This is a genomic window from Algoriphagus sediminis (assembly GCF_030403435.1).
Taxonomy (GTDB): Bacteria; Bacteroidota; Bacteroidia; order Cytophagales; family Cyclobacteriaceae; genus Algoriphagus; species Algoriphagus sediminis.
This window is the reverse complement of the sequence record NZ_JAUEPH010000005.1, coordinates 248,177-266,859: the sequence shown is the minus strand read 5'-3', so window position 1 is coordinate 266,859 and position 18,683 is coordinate 248,177. Positions and strand designations below refer to the sequence as shown.

General features: G+C 40.8%; 16 protein-coding genes. 4 read left to right on the top strand and 12 right to left on the bottom strand.

Annotated features, from left to right (window positions below; all coding sequences use genetic code 11):
• Positions 1–103: 103 nt before the first annotated feature.
• Positions 104–601 (bottom strand): hypothetical protein, encoded by a 498-nt coding sequence (locus QVH07_RS12850; RefSeq protein ID WP_290000897.1) that lies wholly within the window; start codon positions 599–601, stop codon positions 104–106.
• Between the two features lie 75 nt (positions 602–676).
• Positions 677–1,927 carry a dipeptidase gene (locus QVH07_RS12845; protein ID WP_290000895.1) on the bottom strand — a complete coding sequence of 417 codons (1,251 nt, stop codon included), beginning with the start codon at positions 1,925–1,927 and terminating at the stop codon, positions 677–679.
• Between the two features lie 132 nt (positions 1,928–2,059).
• Here QVH07_RS12845 and QVH07_RS12840 point away from each other — a divergent pair, with 132 nt between their 5' ends.
• Complete coding sequence (locus tag QVH07_RS12840) at positions 2,060–3,790, top strand: alpha/beta hydrolase-fold protein (protein ID WP_290000893.1); 1,731 nt, start codon at positions 2,060–2,062, stop codon at positions 3,788–3,790.
• A 4-nt stretch (positions 3,791–3,794) separates the two neighbouring features.
• Positions 3,795–4,676: an SMP-30/gluconolactonase/LRE family protein gene (locus QVH07_RS12835; RefSeq protein ID WP_290000891.1), complete on the top strand. Its 882-nt coding sequence runs from the start codon at positions 3,795–3,797 to the stop codon at positions 4,674–4,676.
• A gap of 48 nt (positions 4,677–4,724) precedes the next feature.
• On the opposite strand, the gene QVH07_RS12830 is transcribed toward QVH07_RS12835, so the two are convergent.
• Together QVH07_RS12830 and rbsK are read right to left on the bottom strand one after the other, a co-directional pair.
• Positions 4,725–5,729 carry a multidrug DMT transporter permease gene (locus tag QVH07_RS12830; protein ID WP_290000889.1) on the bottom strand — a complete coding sequence of 335 codons (1,005 nt, stop codon included), beginning with the start codon at positions 5,727–5,729 and terminating at the stop codon, positions 4,725–4,727.
• 11 nt (positions 5,730–5,740) lie between these two features.
• Positions 5,741–6,640, bottom strand: a complete 900-nt coding sequence (rbsK, locus tag QVH07_RS12825) for a ribokinase (protein WP_290000888.1) — start codon at positions 6,638–6,640, stop codon at positions 5,741–5,743.
• A 166-nt stretch (positions 6,641–6,806) separates the two neighbouring features.
• Between rbsK and QVH07_RS12820 the strand changes: the two genes are divergently transcribed.
• The gene (locus QVH07_RS12820) at positions 6,807–7,808 is read left to right on the top strand and encodes an acyl-ACP desaturase (RefSeq protein WP_290000886.1); all 1,002 of its coding nucleotides are present in this window, start codon (positions 6,807–6,809) and stop codon (positions 7,806–7,808) included.
• Between the two features lie 60 nt (positions 7,809–7,868).
• Positions 7,869–9,164: a M20 family metallo-hydrolase gene (locus tag QVH07_RS12815; protein ID WP_290000885.1), complete on the top strand. Its 1,296-nt coding sequence runs from the start codon at positions 7,869–7,871 to the stop codon at positions 9,162–9,164.
• A 1-nt stretch (position 9,165) separates the two neighbouring features.
• Here the strand turns inward: QVH07_RS12815 and QVH07_RS12810 are convergent, their stop codons facing one another.
• The 8 genes from QVH07_RS12810 to QVH07_RS12775 form a co-directional block, all read right to left on the bottom strand.
• Positions 9,166–9,489 (bottom strand): hypothetical protein, encoded by a 324-nt coding sequence (locus tag QVH07_RS12810; RefSeq protein ID WP_290000884.1) that lies wholly within the window; start codon positions 9,487–9,489, stop codon positions 9,166–9,168.
• Positions 9,489–10,031: a DUF2589 domain-containing protein gene (locus tag QVH07_RS12805; protein ID WP_290000883.1), complete on the bottom strand. Its 543-nt coding sequence runs from the start codon at positions 10,029–10,031 to the stop codon at positions 9,489–9,491. Before QVH07_RS12805 ends, QVH07_RS12810 begins: the two co-directional genes overlap by 1 nt.
• An 11-nt stretch (positions 10,032–10,042) precedes the next feature.
• Positions 10,043–11,170 (bottom strand): hypothetical protein, encoded by a 1,128-nt coding sequence (locus tag QVH07_RS12800; RefSeq protein ID WP_290000882.1) that lies wholly within the window; start codon positions 11,168–11,170, stop codon positions 10,043–10,045.
• Between the two features lie 21 nt (positions 11,171–11,191).
• The gene (locus QVH07_RS12795; protein WP_290000881.1) at positions 11,192–11,830 is read right to left on the bottom strand and encodes a DUF2589 domain-containing protein; all 639 of its coding nucleotides are present in this window, start codon (positions 11,828–11,830) and stop codon (positions 11,192–11,194) included.
• A gap of 131 nt (positions 11,831–11,961) precedes the next feature.
• Entirely contained in the window at positions 11,962–12,735 is a 774-nt protein-coding gene (locus tag QVH07_RS12790) for a Rossmann-like and DUF2520 domain-containing protein (protein ID WP_290000880.1), read from the bottom strand.
• Positions 12,736–12,815: 80 nt separating this feature from the next.
• Positions 12,816–14,213, bottom strand: coding sequence for a dihydrolipoyl dehydrogenase (gene lpdA, locus QVH07_RS12785; RefSeq protein WP_290000879.1), 1,398 nt, complete (start codon positions 14,211–14,213; stop codon positions 12,816–12,818).
• Between the two features lie 35 nt (positions 14,214–14,248).
• A complete protein-coding gene (gene odhB / locus QVH07_RS12780) occupies positions 14,249–15,784 on the bottom strand; it encodes a 2-oxoglutarate dehydrogenase complex dihydrolipoyllysine-residue succinyltransferase (protein WP_290000877.1) in 1,536 nt (511 codons plus the stop codon).
• A gap of 62 nt (positions 15,785–15,846) precedes the next feature.
• The gene (locus QVH07_RS12775; protein WP_290000876.1) at positions 15,847–18,630 is read right to left on the bottom strand and encodes a 2-oxoglutarate dehydrogenase E1 component; all 2,784 of its coding nucleotides are present in this window, start codon (positions 18,628–18,630) and stop codon (positions 15,847–15,849) included.
• Between the last annotated feature and the right edge of the window lie 53 nt (positions 18,631–18,683).

The following is an 18,683-nucleotide window of genomic DNA, read 5'->3' as shown; positions in this document are numbered from 1 at the left end:
AAGCCATTCTGTCCGAATTTGAACAAATCAAGTTACTTTTTCGGAAATAATGACATAAAAAAACCTCGCTTGTTGGCGAGGCTTTTAGATAATGAGGATAGAATTATTCTCCACTTTTTAATAATTCAGAGGCAGGTGGAGCCTTTTTATTACCTCCATTATTAGGATGAATGAAAGTGTGAAAAAAGAGCCTAATCCAATATCCTTCTTGAGTTTTGACTAAGGCACTCATTCCGTCTGTAATCGCATTTATGGTTTCAGGGTCCTGCTCCTCTAACCAATCGGGATCTATAGATTTAAACATTCTTTCTGCACGAACGTAGGTTCCATTCTCTTTTTGAACTGATATGGGTGCCACAATAACTCCATTTTCTACGACTGCCTTTGCCATGAAGCACTCACTTCTGCCTTGATTTATTACAGACATTACCACTTCATGTTCACCATCAGGGACCACCATTGCCCCCCTATCATGAAAAGTAATGTAGTAATTACTATAGCAACCCTCGATACCAGTAGCAAAGATACTTGGCTCACTACTCTGTCCATAAATTGATCCTGCCAAAAAAACTAGCACTAAGACCGAAAGAATTTTTTTCATAATTAATTTTATCAAAAGATGTTCTACTCACAAATTGAAGAAAATTAGAGAAAGAAAGAAGCTCTCAGATTGAAATTATCCCTGAGATGCAGCATAATCTTCCACCGCCTTCCAAACTCTAAAAATATTTTTATAGCAAATTTTTTCTATGTCCTCTCTTGAATATCCTCTTTTCAAAAGCTCTGCGATAAGATTAGGGTACATGCTCACATCTTTAAGCCCTGTGGGCAAAGAGTCTCCAACTCCATCAAAGTCTGAACCGAGTCCCACATAATCTATTCCCACCAAATTCACCACATGATCAATATGATCTGCTACTCTTTCAACAGAAGGGAAAGGGTTATTTTCCTCGGTATATTTCTTTATATATGCCTGAGCTGCAGAATCAGATCTGGATAGTTCATTTTCAGCTAGCCAGTTTACAATATGATCACGAACTTTATCTCTCCCTGCTGCATAGGCAGAATCGATGAAAGTACCTCCAAAATTGATCATCATCACCCCTCCATTTTTAGCCATTGCCTGGATCAATTCATCACTCATATTTCTTTCAAATCCCGGAGTAAAAACTCTTGCAGAAGAATGAGAAGCTATTGCAGGAACTTTGGTTACCTCCAAAGCATCCCTGAAGGTATTGTCAGAAACATGAGATAAGTCTACCATAATTCCAACCCGGTTCATTTCTTCCACCACTTGCCTACCATAATCAGATAGTCCTCCATGTGTTCCCGTGGTGTCATAACTGGCATCCCCTATCAAATTGTCTCTGCCATGAGTAAGTGTGATATATCGTATCCCTCTAGAATGAAAATATTCTACATTATCCAGATCATCCTCTATGCCAGATCCATTTTCCATCCCCATGGGTAAAGAAACCAGACCTTTTTCGAAGTTTGCCTCGATATCGGCGGGACTGTATGCCATTGCAAACTTATCTGGAAATGTATTTGCCAAACGCTCAGTCATCAGGATTAAAGAATCGGCTAGAGCTTTTGAAGCGCCTGGAACCTGCTGTAGATTCGCTGGAAGAAAAATGGACATAAATGGTGCGTCCAAGCCTCCTTCTTTGGTGCGCGGATAATCAAAGTTTCCACCTTCTGTTCTCACGGAAACATCAAGAATTTCCCTTTGAAGAGTAAAACCACCCACTTTCATCCGATATGGTAAATCTACATGCCCATCTACCATAATCGTATTTTGGGCTATTTCTGTGGCAAGCTCAAGCCTATCCTCATCGCTCATGGATTGAGAATTATTTTCCTCCGAAGGTTGGGAACAAGAAAATATGCCAATGGCAAGGATAATAAAAGGTAATAAACGCTTCATGATTTTTTGGTTTAGCCGGAAAAGATAGGAATTTTACTAAACGGGCTCAACTTATGTAACATTGTTGCAAAATTCTGGCACAGCAATGATTAAACACTTTTTTGTACATTTCATTTAAAAGTTACCCAACCTATGAAATACAGCCGTCTTTTGATCATTCTACTATTATTCGCACTCTCATGCGAAATCAAAATCGATAAACCTGGCTTTAGGATTCTTATCATCGAAGAACTTGCAGATGATGTCCAAGATGGTCGTTTATTGGTCATTCTTTCAAAAAATCCAGATTCGGAACCTCGATTTGGAATAAGTGATAATGCCGGGACAAATCAGGTGTTTGGGATGGATTTCGATTCATACGATTCAGGGAAAGAACTGGTTTTGGATCCTGAGAGCTTTGGGTATCCGGTGGAAAATATTGGAGATCTTCCTGAAGGAGAGTATTATGTACAAGCCTTCATTCAAAAGTATGAAACCTTCGAACGAGGCGATGGCCATACCGTAAAGCTGCCAATGGATCAAGGTGAAGGCAGGAAATGGAACCGTGCCCCGGGAAATATTTATAGCCTTCCCAAAAAGGTTGATCTTAAATCTGGATTTAGTACAGCTTTGGTCATCGATCAAATAATTTCAAAAATTGAAGAGCCGGAAGACACAGAATACATTAAGCACATCAAAATGAAATCCGATCTGCTGTCTGAATTCTGGGGAAGAGATATGTACCTGGGAGCACATGTCTTACTACCAGAAGGCTTTGATGAAAATCCAAATGCGCATTATCCACTTATGATATTCCATGGGCATTTTCCGGCAGACTTTGGTGGTTTCAGAACCACCCCACCTGATCCGGATTTGCCTGAAGATGACTACTCCGCCCGCTTTGACATCTATGGCTATGAAAAAATCGTACAGCAAGAAGCCTATGATTTTTATAAAAAGTGGACTTCTGATGACTTTAAGAGATTCATTATAATCCAGATTCAGCACCAAAACCCATATTACGACGATAGCTACGCGGTGAACTCCGAAAATCTTGGGCCTTACGGTGATGCTATAACCTATGAATTAGTTCCTCATATTGAGGAGAAATTCAGGGGAATTGGTGAAGGTTGGTCAAGATTTCTATACGGTGGTTCTACTGGTGGTTGGGAAGCTTTGGCCGCACAAGTGAAATATCCGGATGAGTACAATGGATGCTTTGCAGCCTGCCCTGACCCAATAGACTTTCGGGCCTACATGCTGGTCAATATTTATGAAGATGAAAACGCCTACTATGTCGAAGGGGATTTTAAGAAAACTTTACGTCCAGGACATCGGGATTACTTGGGAAATGTAGATGCCACGCTGAAGGATATGAATCACCGTGAACTAGCCTTGGGAGGAGATAAATCCAGATCGGGTGATCAAATGGATATTTGGCAGGCAGTCTATTCTCCCGTGGGCGAGGATGGTTACCCAAAGCCTATTTGGGATCGTTATACAGGAGAAATTGATCATGAGGTAGCCGAATATTGGAAGGAAAATTATGACCTTCGCTACATCATGGAAAGGGACTGGGAGACCCTAGGTCCAAAGCTCGAAGGTAAGGTTCATATATACTGTGGTGATATGGACAATTACTATTTGAACAATGCTGTTTATCTCGCTGAAGATTTTTTGGAAAAAACCCAAAATCCTTATTATGGGGGGACGGTTGCTTATGGTGACCGTGCAGAGCACTGCTGGAATGGAGATCCGAATCTACCAAACTACCTTACTCGACTTCGGTATAATACCATGTATCTGGATGAAATAGAAGACCGATTAAGGGAATCCGCACCTGAAAACTTTAATCAAGAAAATTGGACTTTATTAAAAAACTAGAAAAATGAAAAATCTATCTAAACTTACATTTCTGGCATTTACGTTAGTATGCCTTTATTCCTGCGGTCCGCAGAAAACTGAGGAGGTCACAGAGGAAATAGCTGTGGTCGAAGATGCTAAAACACCTAGTCTCACTTTGGTAGGAGAAACCGGGGAAAGCTTGATCACGAATGAATCAGTGCTTTATGATGCTGAGAGCGGGGCCATCTATGTTTCGAATATTGAGGGAACACCAACTGAGAAAGATGGAAAGGGCTCAATTTCTATCATTGACAAGGAAGGCAATGTCATCAACCAGGATTTTGTAACTGGTCTTGATGCCCCAAAAGGAATGGGTATTGCCAATGGAAATCTATATGTAACAAACATTGATGAACTAGTAGAAATTGACATTGCATCTGCATCCATAAAAAATCGATACCCTGTAGAAGGAGCAGATTTTCTAAATGATGTAGACACGCATGATGGAAAAGTATATTTCACAGATATGAATACCGGCAAGGTGCATATGCTTGATGGAGGAGAAGTATCTACTATTTCAGAAGGTCATGAATCCATCAATGGTATCGCAGTTGCTGATGATGGTACCATCTATGGACTTGATGCGAGTGGTCTTATTAAATGGAATGCAGATGGCACCACGTCCATTGTCAACTCAGAAGTGACTGGCGGTGATGGTTTAGTCATTCTTGGAGATGGCAACTTCATTGCCTCCAGATGGATGGGAGAGATATGGTTTGTGACTGAAGGAGGCCAGACGCTTATGCTGGATACGAAAGCAGAAGAATCCAATACTGCTGATATTGGTTTTATTCCTGAGGAGAATTTGGTTTTGGTGCCCACTTTCTTCAAGAATAAAGTGGCTATGTATCAGATTGATTACTAATCAAAGTACTATTGAAAATAGGAGCTCTGAAATTTCAGGGCTCTTTTTTTATGCATTTCTGGAAATAATTATCAACGCTAAGCCTGCAATAAAAAACAGGAACATGAGGCGAACTAATGTATTTGTTCCTTTTGGTCCATCTTTAAATTCTTTCCATACAAAAACTCCCCATGCCGCAGCCACCATTGTCGCTCCCTGACCTAATCCATAAGAAATTGCAAAACCAGCTTTTTCTCCTGAAATCACGCTGAGTGACATGCCAATGCACCAAATGATCCCTCCAAGTATTCCTACCAGATGAAGCTTTGGGTTACCCAATTTGAAATAATCCGAATAGGTAGTGGAATTACCTTGAAGGGGTTTGTACATGAAGAAGGTGTTCCAAAGGAAATTTGAGACAAAGATTCCAATAGAAAAGACGAATACAGCCGAATAAGGCGTCATAAGTCCTTCCTCAGGCTGCGCAAAGTCAGTGGAAATTGATGCCGCTACAAAACGATAAAAGAATCCCATCAAAACACCACCTGCTATCGAGAGCAAAATTCCCTTTGTAGGAGTTTGAGATTTTCCTTGTGACAATTTACCATAGGCCACGGCATCGATAATAATAGCAATAACCACCAGTCCTACTCCAAGAAACAAAATAACAGGATCTCCAATTGGTTCCGCCATATAATTCACCAGAACACCCAGTACTAAGGCGATTCCAATGCCCACAGGAAACGCCACTGCCATTCCAGCAATATCAATAGCTGCCACAATCAGTAAATTGGCCAAATTGAAGATAATCCCTGCTATCAAAGCGGATATAATACTTTCCGAATCCGCTTGACCTAAATCGGTCAAAAAGGATCTGCCTCCTTCTCCCATACTGCCTAGGGTTAATCCAAAAATCAAAGAGAGAATTACTATTCCCAGTGCATAGTCCCAATAAAACAGGGGAAAGGGCCAGGATTTAGAGGCTAACTTCTGTGTATTTGCCCAGGAACCCCAGCAAATCATGGTAATTACACAAAGGACGACAGCAAGTCCATAAGATTCAGGAATAAACATAGATTTTGAGGTTAGGTGATTTCGTCTCGGAATGGCTGGGAGTCTTGTGCTCCCATTCGGGTTACGGAAATGGATGCTGCTTTGCTGGCAAAAGAAATTGCTTCTTTCAAGTCTTTCCCTTCATTCAGCCCAACAACTAAAGCTCCGTTAAATGTATCTCCTGCGGCAGTAGTATCCACAGCCTCCACCGGGAAGGAGGGAATTAAACCAGACTCAGTTTCCGTCGAGAAATAAGCTCCTTTTGAACCCATAGTGATGATCACAGTGGACACTCCATGTGCTCTGAGTTTTTCTGCTGCGGCTTTCGCTGACTCCACATCTTGAATTTTTATTCCTGTAAGAATTTCCGTTTCGATTTCATTTGGGGTGATTATTTCCAGTTTACTGAGACAATCTGAACTTAAATTGGCCGCAGGTGCGGGATTAAGGACAACTTTTTTTCCATGAGACTCACACTTTTCCACCAGGTATTCAACGATATCCATTGGTATTTCCAGTTGAATCAAAACGAACTCTACATCATCAAGGCAATCATCCAGATTATCAATGTCAGATTCGGTAAAAGTATTATTAGCACCAGAAGCCACTGAAATGCAGTTCTCCCCTCTTTCATCTACCATGATCAAAGCTACTCCCGAATGAACCTGTGGATCTTTTAAAATTTTAGAGGTATCTATCCCCACTCTTTTAAATCCTTCAATTGCAGCTTCGCCATAAAGATCCTGGCCTACCTTTGCCATGAAAATCACATCCCCATTCAACTTTGCGGCTGCTACGGCTTGGTTTGCCCCTTTGCCCCCGGCAAAAGAAAAAAAGTCACCTCCTAATACAGTTTCTCCCGGTTTTGGAAGTTTAATTGATTTAACCACCATATCAGTATTACTACTGCCCACCACAAGGATTTTCTTCATAGAGATTGGAGAATTACTTAGGAAATTAAGTTAGTAATATTTCTTAAATTCCTGTACGTCAATAATTACCGCTGGAATTATAAAAAGCCCATATTTGGACTTCTAGAATCTTTTTCTAACAAAATGTACTTAACTTAGTACTGTTATTGTACGTGAAAAAAGGAAGATGAGCAAGGAGAAAAAAATAAACTATGAACTAGAGAAAAATCTGGAGGTAATCTCTCAGATTGAAGATACTGTAGCTGACGCTGTGGACAACATTCTCGTAGATCCAGATGATTGCTGGCAGCCCTCAGATTTTTTACCAGACTTTGAAAGCCCTGGAGTTTACGATGAGATCAAAGAGCTTCAGAGACGTGCAGAAGGCATTCCCGATACGGTTTTAAGTTCTCTGGTAGGAAATATGATCACCGAAGAAGCTCTGCCTAGTTATCAGACCTATTTCAATTTACTTGAAGGGATTAATGAAGAACGAAATCTTTTTAATCCTTCTGGTTGGGTGAGATGGTCGAAAGCATGGACTGCTGAAGAAAACCGTCACGGTGATTTATTAAATAAATACCTCTACATGACTGGCCGGGTGGATATGAGAGCTGTTGAACAGACCATCCACAGGTTATTACATAATGGCTTTGACCCAAATACGGATGGGGATCCATATCAGGCCATGATCTATACTTCCTTTCAGGAAAGAGCTACTAAGATCTCACATGTCAATACAGGGAAACTTGCGGATAAGGCCGGAGATACCGTTTTGTCAAGAATCTGTAAAACAATCGCAGGAGATGAAGCTAGGCATGAAAAAGCTTATAAAAGCTTTATGACCAAGATTTTTGAAATTGACCCAAATGGTGCTATTCAAGCTTTCGAGCAGATGATGCGGAAGCAAATTGTAATGCCAGCAATCATGATGGGTGAAGGAGGAAAGAATCCCTCCCTTTTTGCAGATTTTTCTGCTATTACTCAGAAAATAGGAATTTATACTGGTTGGGATTATGCACGGATTATCGACCATTTAGTGAAAATTTGGAAGGTTGAGAGTCTCACAGGGCTCAATGACATGGCAGCCAAAGCCCAAGACTATCTCTCAAACTTAGCGGATCGATACGCAAGGCTGGCGGATAGGATGAAAGCTCCTGACGAGATTAAACTAGCCTGGATGAAATAGCAGATAATCCCTCAGAATCCTGAGGGATTTTTTTTATGTTGGGCTAAAACTTCCATCCAAATGAAAATATCCTCGGCCTGCCTTCTAATCGGTCTACTGATTTCAAACTTACTATGGGCCCAAGATCTTAAGGTAAATTCTGATCTCCTAAATAAGAATCTCCAGGAGCTAGCCAAAATTGGAAAAAATGAAAATGGGGGTTCTGATAGGATTGGATTCAGCGATTTTGACCTTGAGGGCCGAGCTTTTACAATGAAGCTGATGAAAGAGGCTGGTATGGAGGTAAGCATAGACGCGGCAGGTAATATTATTGGTTCTGTGTATGGAACTGTACCCGGTTTAAGCAAAATTGCTTTTGGTTCTCATATCGATGAAGTACCAAACGGAGGAGATTATGATGGTCCTGTTGGCTCTTTAAGTGCCATTGAAGTAGTAAGAACTATGCAAGAAGCAGGATATTCCTCCCGGCATCCTCTGGAAGTAATCATTTTCGCAAATGAAGAAGGAGGGGTGATCGGTAGCCGGGGTAAAGTAGGAACTTTAAGTCAGGCAGCTCTCCAAGTGGTCAGTTCAAGTGGACTCACCATGGCAGAAGGAATAAAAAAAATTGGCGGAAACCCGGATAAAATTGAAGAGCAGGTAAGTAAGGAAGGAGAATATGCTGCCTACTTGGAATTGCATATCGAACAAGGTGCAAACCTTTTTCAGGAAGGTTTAGAAATCGGTGTGGTTGAAGGAATCGTGGCAATTGAGTGGTGGGATTTCACATTTAAGGGTATAACAAACCATGCAGGAACGACTCCGATGAATATGAGAAAGGATGCCCTGCTCCCTGCGGCCCAACTAGTTTTAGATATTAATGAAATTGTCAATTCATTTGATGGAGCGCATGTGGGCACCGTCGGAAAAATTCAAGCTTTCCCTGGAGCGGGGAATGTGATTCCCGGTGAAGCGAAAATCACTCTTGAGATTCGAGATCTTTCATCTGAAAAAATATGGGCGATATATGCTGAAATAGAAAAAAGGGCCAAGGAATTGGCTCAGCAGGCCGGAATGGGGCTAGACATAGATCATATTGAGGTGGCCAGTGAATCTGCGTTGTCAGATCCAAAAATTCAGAAAATGATAGAAAAGTCAGCGAGCGACCTTGGACTTTCATACAAGTATATGCCAAGTGGAGCAGGACATGACGCCCAGGAAATGGCTAGAATTACTCCAATCGGGATGATTTTCGTTCCAAGTAAAGATGGAATTAGTCATTCTCCGGATGAATATACCTCTCCCGAGGATGTAGCAAATGGAGCCAATGTACTTTTGAGAACTATTTTGGAGATAGATAAATCCGGATTAGAGTAGATCAAAGTTGCCCACGCTTTTTAACGCTCTCTGCTTCATTAAGTCCAGTTTTTAACTTTCTCAAAGATTCTATGGAGCTCTTGGATTTTTCTTGATCAATAGTGAGCTGTAGACCACAGCCATGGCAATTCACTGGTTCATAATTCAAAAGAGCATCCATGGTGATAATAAGTCTGGTTCCGCATTCAGGACAATTTAATCCGGGCTGTTTGGCAATTTCAATCTCAGGGACTTCTTCCTTTTTGTCAACCAGTTTGGTACTTTCTGTCGATACTCCAAAAAATTTCAGTACGCTTTCTTTTATTTTGGCAAACCAGTTAGCCATCAGTTTTCCTTATCTGCATTATCCAAGATATTCAAGAGCTGAACCATTCCTATAGTAGGTTCGGCTTGTGCTAAACGGATTTTCACATTCATGTTCGCAGTAGCAGAATTTGTAGTGTTTGCTTTTCCTTCTTGTGCTTTTTTTCCAATTATGGCCTTTAATCTAAGAGATCTGCTCAAAAAAGGAGATCTTCTGTCTTTTCCTGAAGAACTTTCCCCTCCTTCGGTGCTAGAATTTGGTTGACTTAATGCTAAGTCAAATTCGATTTCTGCCTCAGCAACTTTCAAAGAAGGAATAGGGATTACGGTAAGAAGTGGAACAGAGATATTTGTCATCCTAGTTTGACCATCTGCTTCTATCCTGTTATAGGAAAAAGTTACATTTCGAACGGTCCCAAAATTACCATCCTCATTCACTTCACTTTTTGAAAAACCAACCTCCTGGATGAACTCTGCCGTGGCCTTAGCGGCGATTGCCTCTGCCTGAACTACAGCTGCCATTGGGGCACCCAATAAATCAGAAATATATTTTGGTGTGATCATTATGAATTTGTTTAAAGAATAGGTTCTTGATCATCATCTAAAAGTGTGAAATCCTGCGCACTCAATGAGAATTTGATTGTACTTATGGTTTCGGGTTGTGCATTTTTAATGGCTTCACCATCTACATTGACGTTTAGAACAGTTGTCATATTCTTGGACATGATATCATTTATACCTTGTTCAAAAAGGGGCAGTCTTTCATTAATAACCTTTTCTGTGGCAAGTTTCAAACTAACATCATCTTCAAATTTCTCTGGGTTTATATTTGCCATGGCAGGTTTGGAAGCCTTCAGCCAATTTGGGACATCCCTTTGGGGCTTATTTAACACTTCCGCCTTTATATTGATTGCTTTTTCTAGGCTCGCTTTGGGTTTAGGATCATTTATACTTTTTCCACCAAATAATACGTTAAATGTTCTATTTCCAGCCTTTAGAGCCCCTATTTCTACCTTTTTATTCTCATCTTTTTTTACGGAAGTTACCTCCACTTTTTTAGATTTTAAGGAGGAGGTCAAGGCTTTGGCATCTTTGAGAGCTTCAGCTTCTGAATCATACTCTTTATCAACTAAAAATTCTGATTTACCCTGGTCATCTAATCCCATTAATCTAAAATCTCCTTTATCGGTAGGAACTATGGCCATTGAAGAGGAACGTTTTACTACAGGAAGAAGGTCAGGGATTGCGTTTCTCAAGCCATTTGCTGCAAGGTCTTTAGTTTTTGATGGATCATTTGGCTTGAAGCTTTTTACTAAAATATCAGACATTTTTTCCTTCAAAGACAGTTCCCATTCCTTTGATGGATAGATTTTACTAATCCCTTCATAAAGCTCATTTGTCTTGGTAACATTTTCAACTGCCTTTTTGACTGACGAAGCTGTTTCATCAGTAAAAGTTTTAATAAAATCATTTACCTTTTTCCGAGTGGCAGCATTATCAATCGGCTTTTCTTCCACTGAATTTACTGCATACTTAATTTCAACCTCAAGATTTTCAATGTTTATTCTTGGGACTGGAAAATAACGGAGAATTTTATCTGCAGCATAAGTTCTAGCTAGCTCGCTTGATGTTTGATCAGCTTTTGCCTTTGCTTCATTAATGTCGCTTAGAATGGACGCTATTATACTATTCAACTGGCTCATTGCATGTTGATTAGAATGAAGTTAAGGTGTAGATGGTTTTTCAAGGATGGCTTCCTCCATTATACCCAGAATCTTGGCTAGCCCTGCAGGCATTTCATCTTGAACAGCCTTTACCTTGACATCCATTTGATACTGTGTAGCAGTATTAACCTTGTTACTTTGGTAGCTACTCCAATTGTTTCGTGTAGAAACTTTGGCATTTAGATTAAATTTCACTGGAGAAAAGAACCCGCCAGCTTTAAAATTCATAGTTGTATCTGTTGCTACAGAGCCGCTAGAAGCACTTCCACGACGATATTCCTGTTGTTCAGTGATGTTGGCTGTGAACTGGATAGTCATCTCTTCAATTCGAATAAATGGGATTGGAACAATGGTCAAAATTGGAACTGTTAAGGTTACATTTTCTTCCCCTGCATCATTATCCTCGACACTACCACCTGCCGTCTTTCTCGAATACTTAAAAGTGACGTTTCTAACATCTCCTATATCCTCATCTTGCTCGCCATTGAGTTCAGGTGGCGAAGCTTTAAACCCGACTTCTTTAATAAAATTTACTGTTGATTTGGCAGCTAAGGCTTGGGAATGAATAGCTGCAATCATCGGTCCGCCGATTATTCGGCCAAATGGAATGGACCTGAGGGTACGATTCACGTAGCTCATGACAAAAGAATTTTAAAGTGAAAAATTAAATTGAGCTTATCTCAATTACCTGAATATAAGCACTTTAAATCCAGTTACCAATTTATTACAATCTTTTCTTCAAATTTTATAACAAATAGTAATTCCTTTTATCAACTATCTATGATATCATTTGAAATGATTTTATACATTTCCGCCAACTCTGGATTATAAGAAAGGAATTGATAATGCTCATCCAAGGTCTCATAATCTTCCCGAATAGCGGGTCCTGTTTGAGCCCGTTTCGCTCCAATTTGTAGACTCTTTGAAATGGTTTCGATGATCAAGGGTTTTAGCATTTCGTAGGACAGACCTTGTCTTTGCATCACTTCTTCTGCAACCCGAAGCATGTGATTGGAGAAATTACTCGCAAAAACGGCAGCCACGTGGACAGCTTGTCTGTCTTTGGACCGAATTGGGTAGGCTTGGGATTTTAAGGATTTGGCCAAAATTTTCAACCTTCTCAGTATCTCCTGATCCTCAGATTCGATTAAAAAAGGCACTTCTGAAATATCCATTTCTTTTCCCTTAGAAAAGGTTTGCAAAGGATAAAAAACCCCAGTATAGGTTGCCGAACTATAATTGAGTACATCCAGAGAAACTGTCCCCGAAGTATGAATGAGAATAGCGTTTTCAGGTAGGATAATTTCATCTGCGATTTCCTGTATGGCACCATCGCTAACCGAAATAATGAAAACACTGGCCTTACTTTCTGAAAAGTCTAGATCAGTTTTAATCTCGGCTGCATAAAGCCGACCTGCAATTTGATCGGCGCCTTTTGAGCTTCGAGCATATACTTCAACTAAATCATGTCCCGCATCTTCCAGTGCAGGTGCCAGGTGCCAAGCCACATTACCGGCACCGATAATCGCAATTTTAAATTTCATCTTTTAAATAACCCATTTATCGGTAAAAGAAAAAGCCATCTCAGGATCCTGAGATGGCTTTAAATAAAGTCTCATTCATTTTAAATATGAATTGCTCGATTATCTGTTGCAGCTAAACAAGCCTCTCTAAAGGCTTCAGTGTATGTGGGATGAGCATGTGACATCCTAGCAATATCCTCCGCAGATGCCCTGTACTCCATTGCCACCACAGCTTCAGCAATCATATCAGCTGTCCTTGGTCCTATCATATGAACGCCCAAAATTTCATCTGTTGTAGCATCAGCAAGAACTTTTACTAAACCATCAGTATCCATAGATGCTCTTGCACGTCCGGATGCCATGAAAGGAAATTTACCCACCTTGAATTTCTTTCCCTGCTCTTTCAATTGTTCTTCTGTATAGCCTACTGAAGCTACCTCAGGCCATGTATAAACTACTCCTGGAATAAGATTATAATTAATGTGAGGCTTTTGGCCAGCAAGCTGCTCCGCCACCAATGTACCTTCTTCTTCCGCTTTGTGCGCAAGCATGGCTCCCCTGACCACATCACCAATTGCATAGATATTTGGAACTGAGGTCTGAAGATGATCATTCACTTCCACCTGTCCACGATCCGTAAGCTTCACCCCTGCTGCTTCTGCATTTAATCCATCGGTGTAAGGTCTTCTACCAATGGAAACCAGAACATAGTCTCCATCAATTTCAATCGATTCGCCTTTTGGGTTTTCCGCAGTCACTTTCACCGATTTTCCCTTTCGGGTGACGCCGGTCACTTTGTGTTTAAGGTAAAATTCAAAGCCGAGTTTCTTCAAAGATTTTTGAAGCTCTTTACCCATCGTTTTATCCATAGAAGGAATCAAGCCATCCATGAATTCCACGACTGAAACCTTGGCTCCCATTCTACCATAAACCGATCCTAATTCCATTCCAATGACACCTCCACCAATAATGATCAGGTGTTTAGGAATTTCTTTCATTTTCAAAGCTTCAGTTGAAGTAATTATTCTCTCCTTATCAAGCTCAATAAATGGAAGATTAGCAGGCTTTGATCCAGTAGCAATGATGATATTCTTTCCTTGGATCTGCTCAGATGAACCATCATCTTTCGTCACTTTCACAGTGGTATTATCCACAAATGATCCCATTCCCTGATGTACATCAATTTTATTCTTTTTCATCAGGTATGATATCCCATCCACATTCTGCTTGACCACATCCTCCTTTCTGGCAATCATCTGCTTCAAATCAACTTTCAGATTACTCAAGTTTATTCCATGAGTTTTAAATGTATGAGCAGCATTATGAAAATGCTCTGAAGAATCCAAAAGAGCCTTAGAAGGAATACAACCCACATTCAAACAAGTCCCGCCTAAAGTCGGATACTTCTCGATAATGGCCGTTTTCATTCCTAGCTGAGCACAGCGGATTGCCGCAACATATCCTCCCGGCCCGGAACCTATTACAATAACGTCGTACATTCTATTTCAGATTTTTGAATTTAAAATTGGAGTGATTATACCCCGAAAAGAAGGCGAGTTGGATCCTCAAGAAGCTCTTTGACACGAACCAGGAAGCTTACTGATTCCCGTCCATCGATAATTCTATGATCATAGGACAGGGCGATATACATCATTGGAAGGATTACCACCTCTCCGTTTACTGCCATAGGTCTTTCTACAATATTGTGCATTCCTAGAATGGCCGATTGAGGTGCATTGATGATTGGAGTGGACATCATGGAACCAAAGATTCCCCCATTGGTCAGGGTGAATGTTCCTCCAGTCATCTCCTCAATGGTCAGCTTATTTTCACGGGCCTTTGTTGCCAATCGAACTACTTCTTTTTCGATTTGATCAAAAGTCATGGATTCCGCATTTCTGATTACCGGAACCACAAGACCCTTGGGTGCAGACACCGCAATAGAGATATCGCAATAATCATTAAAGACCATTTCGTTACCATCAATTTTGGCATTTACTGCTGGCCATTCCTGAAGAGCTACACAAACCGCTTTCGTGAAGAATGACATAAAACCAAGGCCAACACCATGCTTTTCTTTGAATTGCTCTTTGAATTTTTTTCTCAGGTCCATAATCGGCTTCATGTTCACCTCATTGAAGGTGGTGAGCATGGCCGTTTCATTTTTAACCGCTACCAATCTCTTAGAAACCGTCTTTCTAAGGGAAGACATTCGCTCCCTTCGCTCATTTCTCGAACCCGGAACCTGAATAGCCTCTGGCTCAGAAGAAGACGATGAACTACTCGATTTCGGCGCTGAAGGCTTTTGAGCAGCCTGAGCATCTTCTTTGGTTATTCTTCCGTCTACTCCTGTACCCTTTACTGAATCTGGAGAAATCCCTTTTTCAGCTAGTATTTTTGCGGCAGCTGGAGAAGCGTGTCCCGTAGCATAAGACTCTTTATTTTCGGGTTTAGGACTAGATGAATTTGTTTCTTCCGACTTTAAAGGCTCAGAAGATTTTTCTGGTGCTTCATCCATTACTTCGATTTTGCATATCAGTCCGCCGATTTCAAGAGTATCCCCTTCTTGGGCTACATGTCTAAGGATACCATTTGCTTCTGCAGGAAGCTCGAAAGTAGCTTTGTCCGAATCAACCTCAGCAATGATTTCATCCAGTTCCACATAGTCTCCATCGCTTTTCAACCAATTAGCCAGAGTCACCTCAGTGATAGATTCTCCGACCGTAGGGACTACCATTTCTTTCACTTCTCCGCTTGGCTTTGGGCTTTCGGATTTAGGAGATTCAGAAGATTTCGTTTCTTTTGATTTGGATTCTGAAGGCTTAGAGTCCACTCCGGATTCATCTATGGTGCAGATCAGAGCTCCAATCTCAAGAGTATCACCTTCTTGAGCGACTATTTTTAAAATTCCATCGGCTTCGGCCGGTAGTTCAAAAGTAGCTTTGTCAGACTCCAATTCACATAGAACTTCATCCATTTCCACATGGTCTCCGTCTTTTTTGAACCATTGCCCAACCGTCACTTCCGTGATCGACTCACCAACCGTAGGTACTTTTATTTCTTTGCTCATCCGATTATTGTTTTGTCCCTTTCAGCCAAGCTGAATGATAATGTAATTCAGGTTTATTGTTGTTATTTGGTACTTAAAGCTTGCTTAATTATGCCCTTTTGCTCTTCAACATGGACTTTGTTATAGCCCGTGGCAGGAGATGCACTCATCTTTCTGGCAATGACACGCATAGGAATCTCTTTATAAAGCATTCTAAGAAGATAGCCCCAGGCACCCATATTCTCAGGCTCTTCCTGAACCCAAACTACTTCAGCGTTCTTATAAGAATCCAGGACCTTTTTAATCTGCTTAATTGGCAATGGATGAAGCTGCTCAATTCTTACAATAGCAACATCCTTTACACCTTCCTTCTCCCTAGCTTCTTCCAGATCATAATAAATTTTTCCTGTACACAGGATCACTCTTTTAGTATCCTTTTTAACCGTAAAAGAATCTGGAATTACTTCCTTGAATGATCCAGAAGTAAACTCTTCTATTGGAGAAATCACCTTAGGATGTCTAAGGAGAGATTTTGGAGACATCACGATACAAGGTTTCCTAAACTCCCATGCAAGTTGTCTGCGGAGCAAGTGGAAAAAGTTTGATGGGGAAGTCACGTTTGCCACAACCATATTATATTCAGCGGAAAGCTGCAAAAATCTTTCTGGCCGGGCATTGGAGTGCTCAGGACCCTGGCCTTCGTAGCCATGAGGCAAAAGCATTACTAAACCATTCATTTTTTGCCATTTAGATTCCCCTGAAGAAATAAATTGGTCAATCATAGTCTGGGCCCCATTGGCAAAGTCCCCAAATTGGGCTTCCCAGATTGTTAAGGAATTTGGATTTGCCATACCGTACCCATACTCAAAACCAAGCACGGCATACTCCGATAAAAGAGAATTATAGATGTAGAACTCACCCTTTTTCTCCTTCATTTCTTTTAGAGAATTGTATGGTTTGTTGCTGGTGGCATCATGCAATACGGCATGCCGGTGGGAGAAAGTTCCTCTTTGGCAATCCTGACCTGTAAGTCTAACCGTCTTCCCTTCCAGAAGCAAAGAGCCATAAGCTAAAAGTTCAGCTGCTGCCCAATTCAATTGTTTGGACTCAAAGAACATTTCTTTCCTTTGCTTCATCTGTACCTCAATCTGCTTAATTGGCTTAAAGCCTCTGGGCAAAGTAGTAAGTGCATTCGCAACTATGTTGATGTCCTTGTCTTTCATCCCTGTTTCAGGAGATTGGTCAAAATCCTCAGGGGTAGATCTTCTCAGTGAACCCCACTCCCTTTCAAATTTGGTAGCCTGATATGGCAATGGCTTTTCTTTGACGAGATTCAATCGGTCCTGAAGGAGTTGCCTAAACTCCTTATCCATTTGAGTAGCTATCTTTTTATCTAAATCACCACGCTCAGTAAGTTTTTTAGTGTAAATCTCTCGTGGATTCGGGTGCTTGGAAATGATGTTATAAAGCTCAGGTTGCGTGAACTTTGGCTCATCAGACTCATTATGTCCATGACGTCTGTAACAGACCATATCCACAAAAATGTCTTTGTTGAATTTATTTCTAAACTCAGCAGCAAGATTTGCCGCAAAGACCACTGCTTCAGCATCATCTCCATTCACGTGAATGACCGGAGCGTCAATTATTTTAGCGACATCAGTACAATAAATGGAGCTTCTTGCATCATCAAAATCGGTGGTAAAACCGACCTGGTTATTGATCACAAAATGAATGGTTCCCCCCGTATTGTAGCCCTTTAATTGGGCCATCTGAGTAACCTCGTAAACTATACCCTGACCGGCCACCGCAGCATCACCGTGGATCAAAATGGGAAGTACCTTTTTCTGATCACCATTGAATTCGTGATCAATTTTAGCTCTCATAAAGCCTTCAACTACTGGATTTACAGCTTCTAAGTGCGAAGGATTCGGCGCAAGTTTTAAGCGTACTTTGCCTCCATTGGGGGTAACTATATCACTAGAGTATCCCATGTGATACTTAACATCACCATCACCCATCGTAAGGTCTGGTTTTGCAGTTCCTTCAAATTCAGAAAAAATCTGCTCATAAGTCTTACCCATGATATTGGCCAAGACATTAAGTCTACCTCTATGAGCCATTCCAATCATAGCCTCTTCTACACCCAGATCAGTAGATTTATTTATTACTGCATCGAGAAATGGAATAGTACTCTCTCCACCCTCAAGGGAAAAACGCTTTTGGCCCAAGTACTTTGTATGAAGAAAGTTTTCAAATACTACAGCTTGATTAAGCTTAAAAAGAATTCTCTTTTTGATATCCTCACTTGGATTAAATGCCAGTGACTCTTTCTCCACTTTATTTTTAAACCAGTCAAGCATTTCAGGATCCCTAATGTACAGGTACTCGAATCCTATAGACCTTATATAAATTTTTTCAAGGGCTTCAACTATATCTGAAAGCTTTGCCTGACCAATCCCGATCTCATTTCCAGCCTGGAAAACTGTATTTAGATCCTCTTTTCCCAATCCAAAATCCTCTATATCCAAAAGAGCTTTTCTATCCCGACGCTGACGAACCGGATTAGTGGTAGACCTTAAGTGCGCTCTAGAACGATAAGCATGGATAAGTGCTCTAACCTTAATTTCCTTTGGCAGCTGCTCCATATCCATGATGGTACCAGGGGTGGCAAGTGCACCGCTTTTACCATTCGAACTGGTTTTAACTATTTCGCCATCTTCGTCACCGTAATTGGTTAAAGCAAAGTCGAATCCGTCAAAAAATTCCTTCCAACTTTGATCAATTGAGTTTGCGTCCTGCTTGTAATTTTGGTAAAGCTCATCAATGTAGCTCACATGTGCATTCGCTATGTATGAAAATTTATCCATGTCGTCATATTTGGAACTGTCAAAGCTAATGGATTGAGATGGGTTTAAAAAAC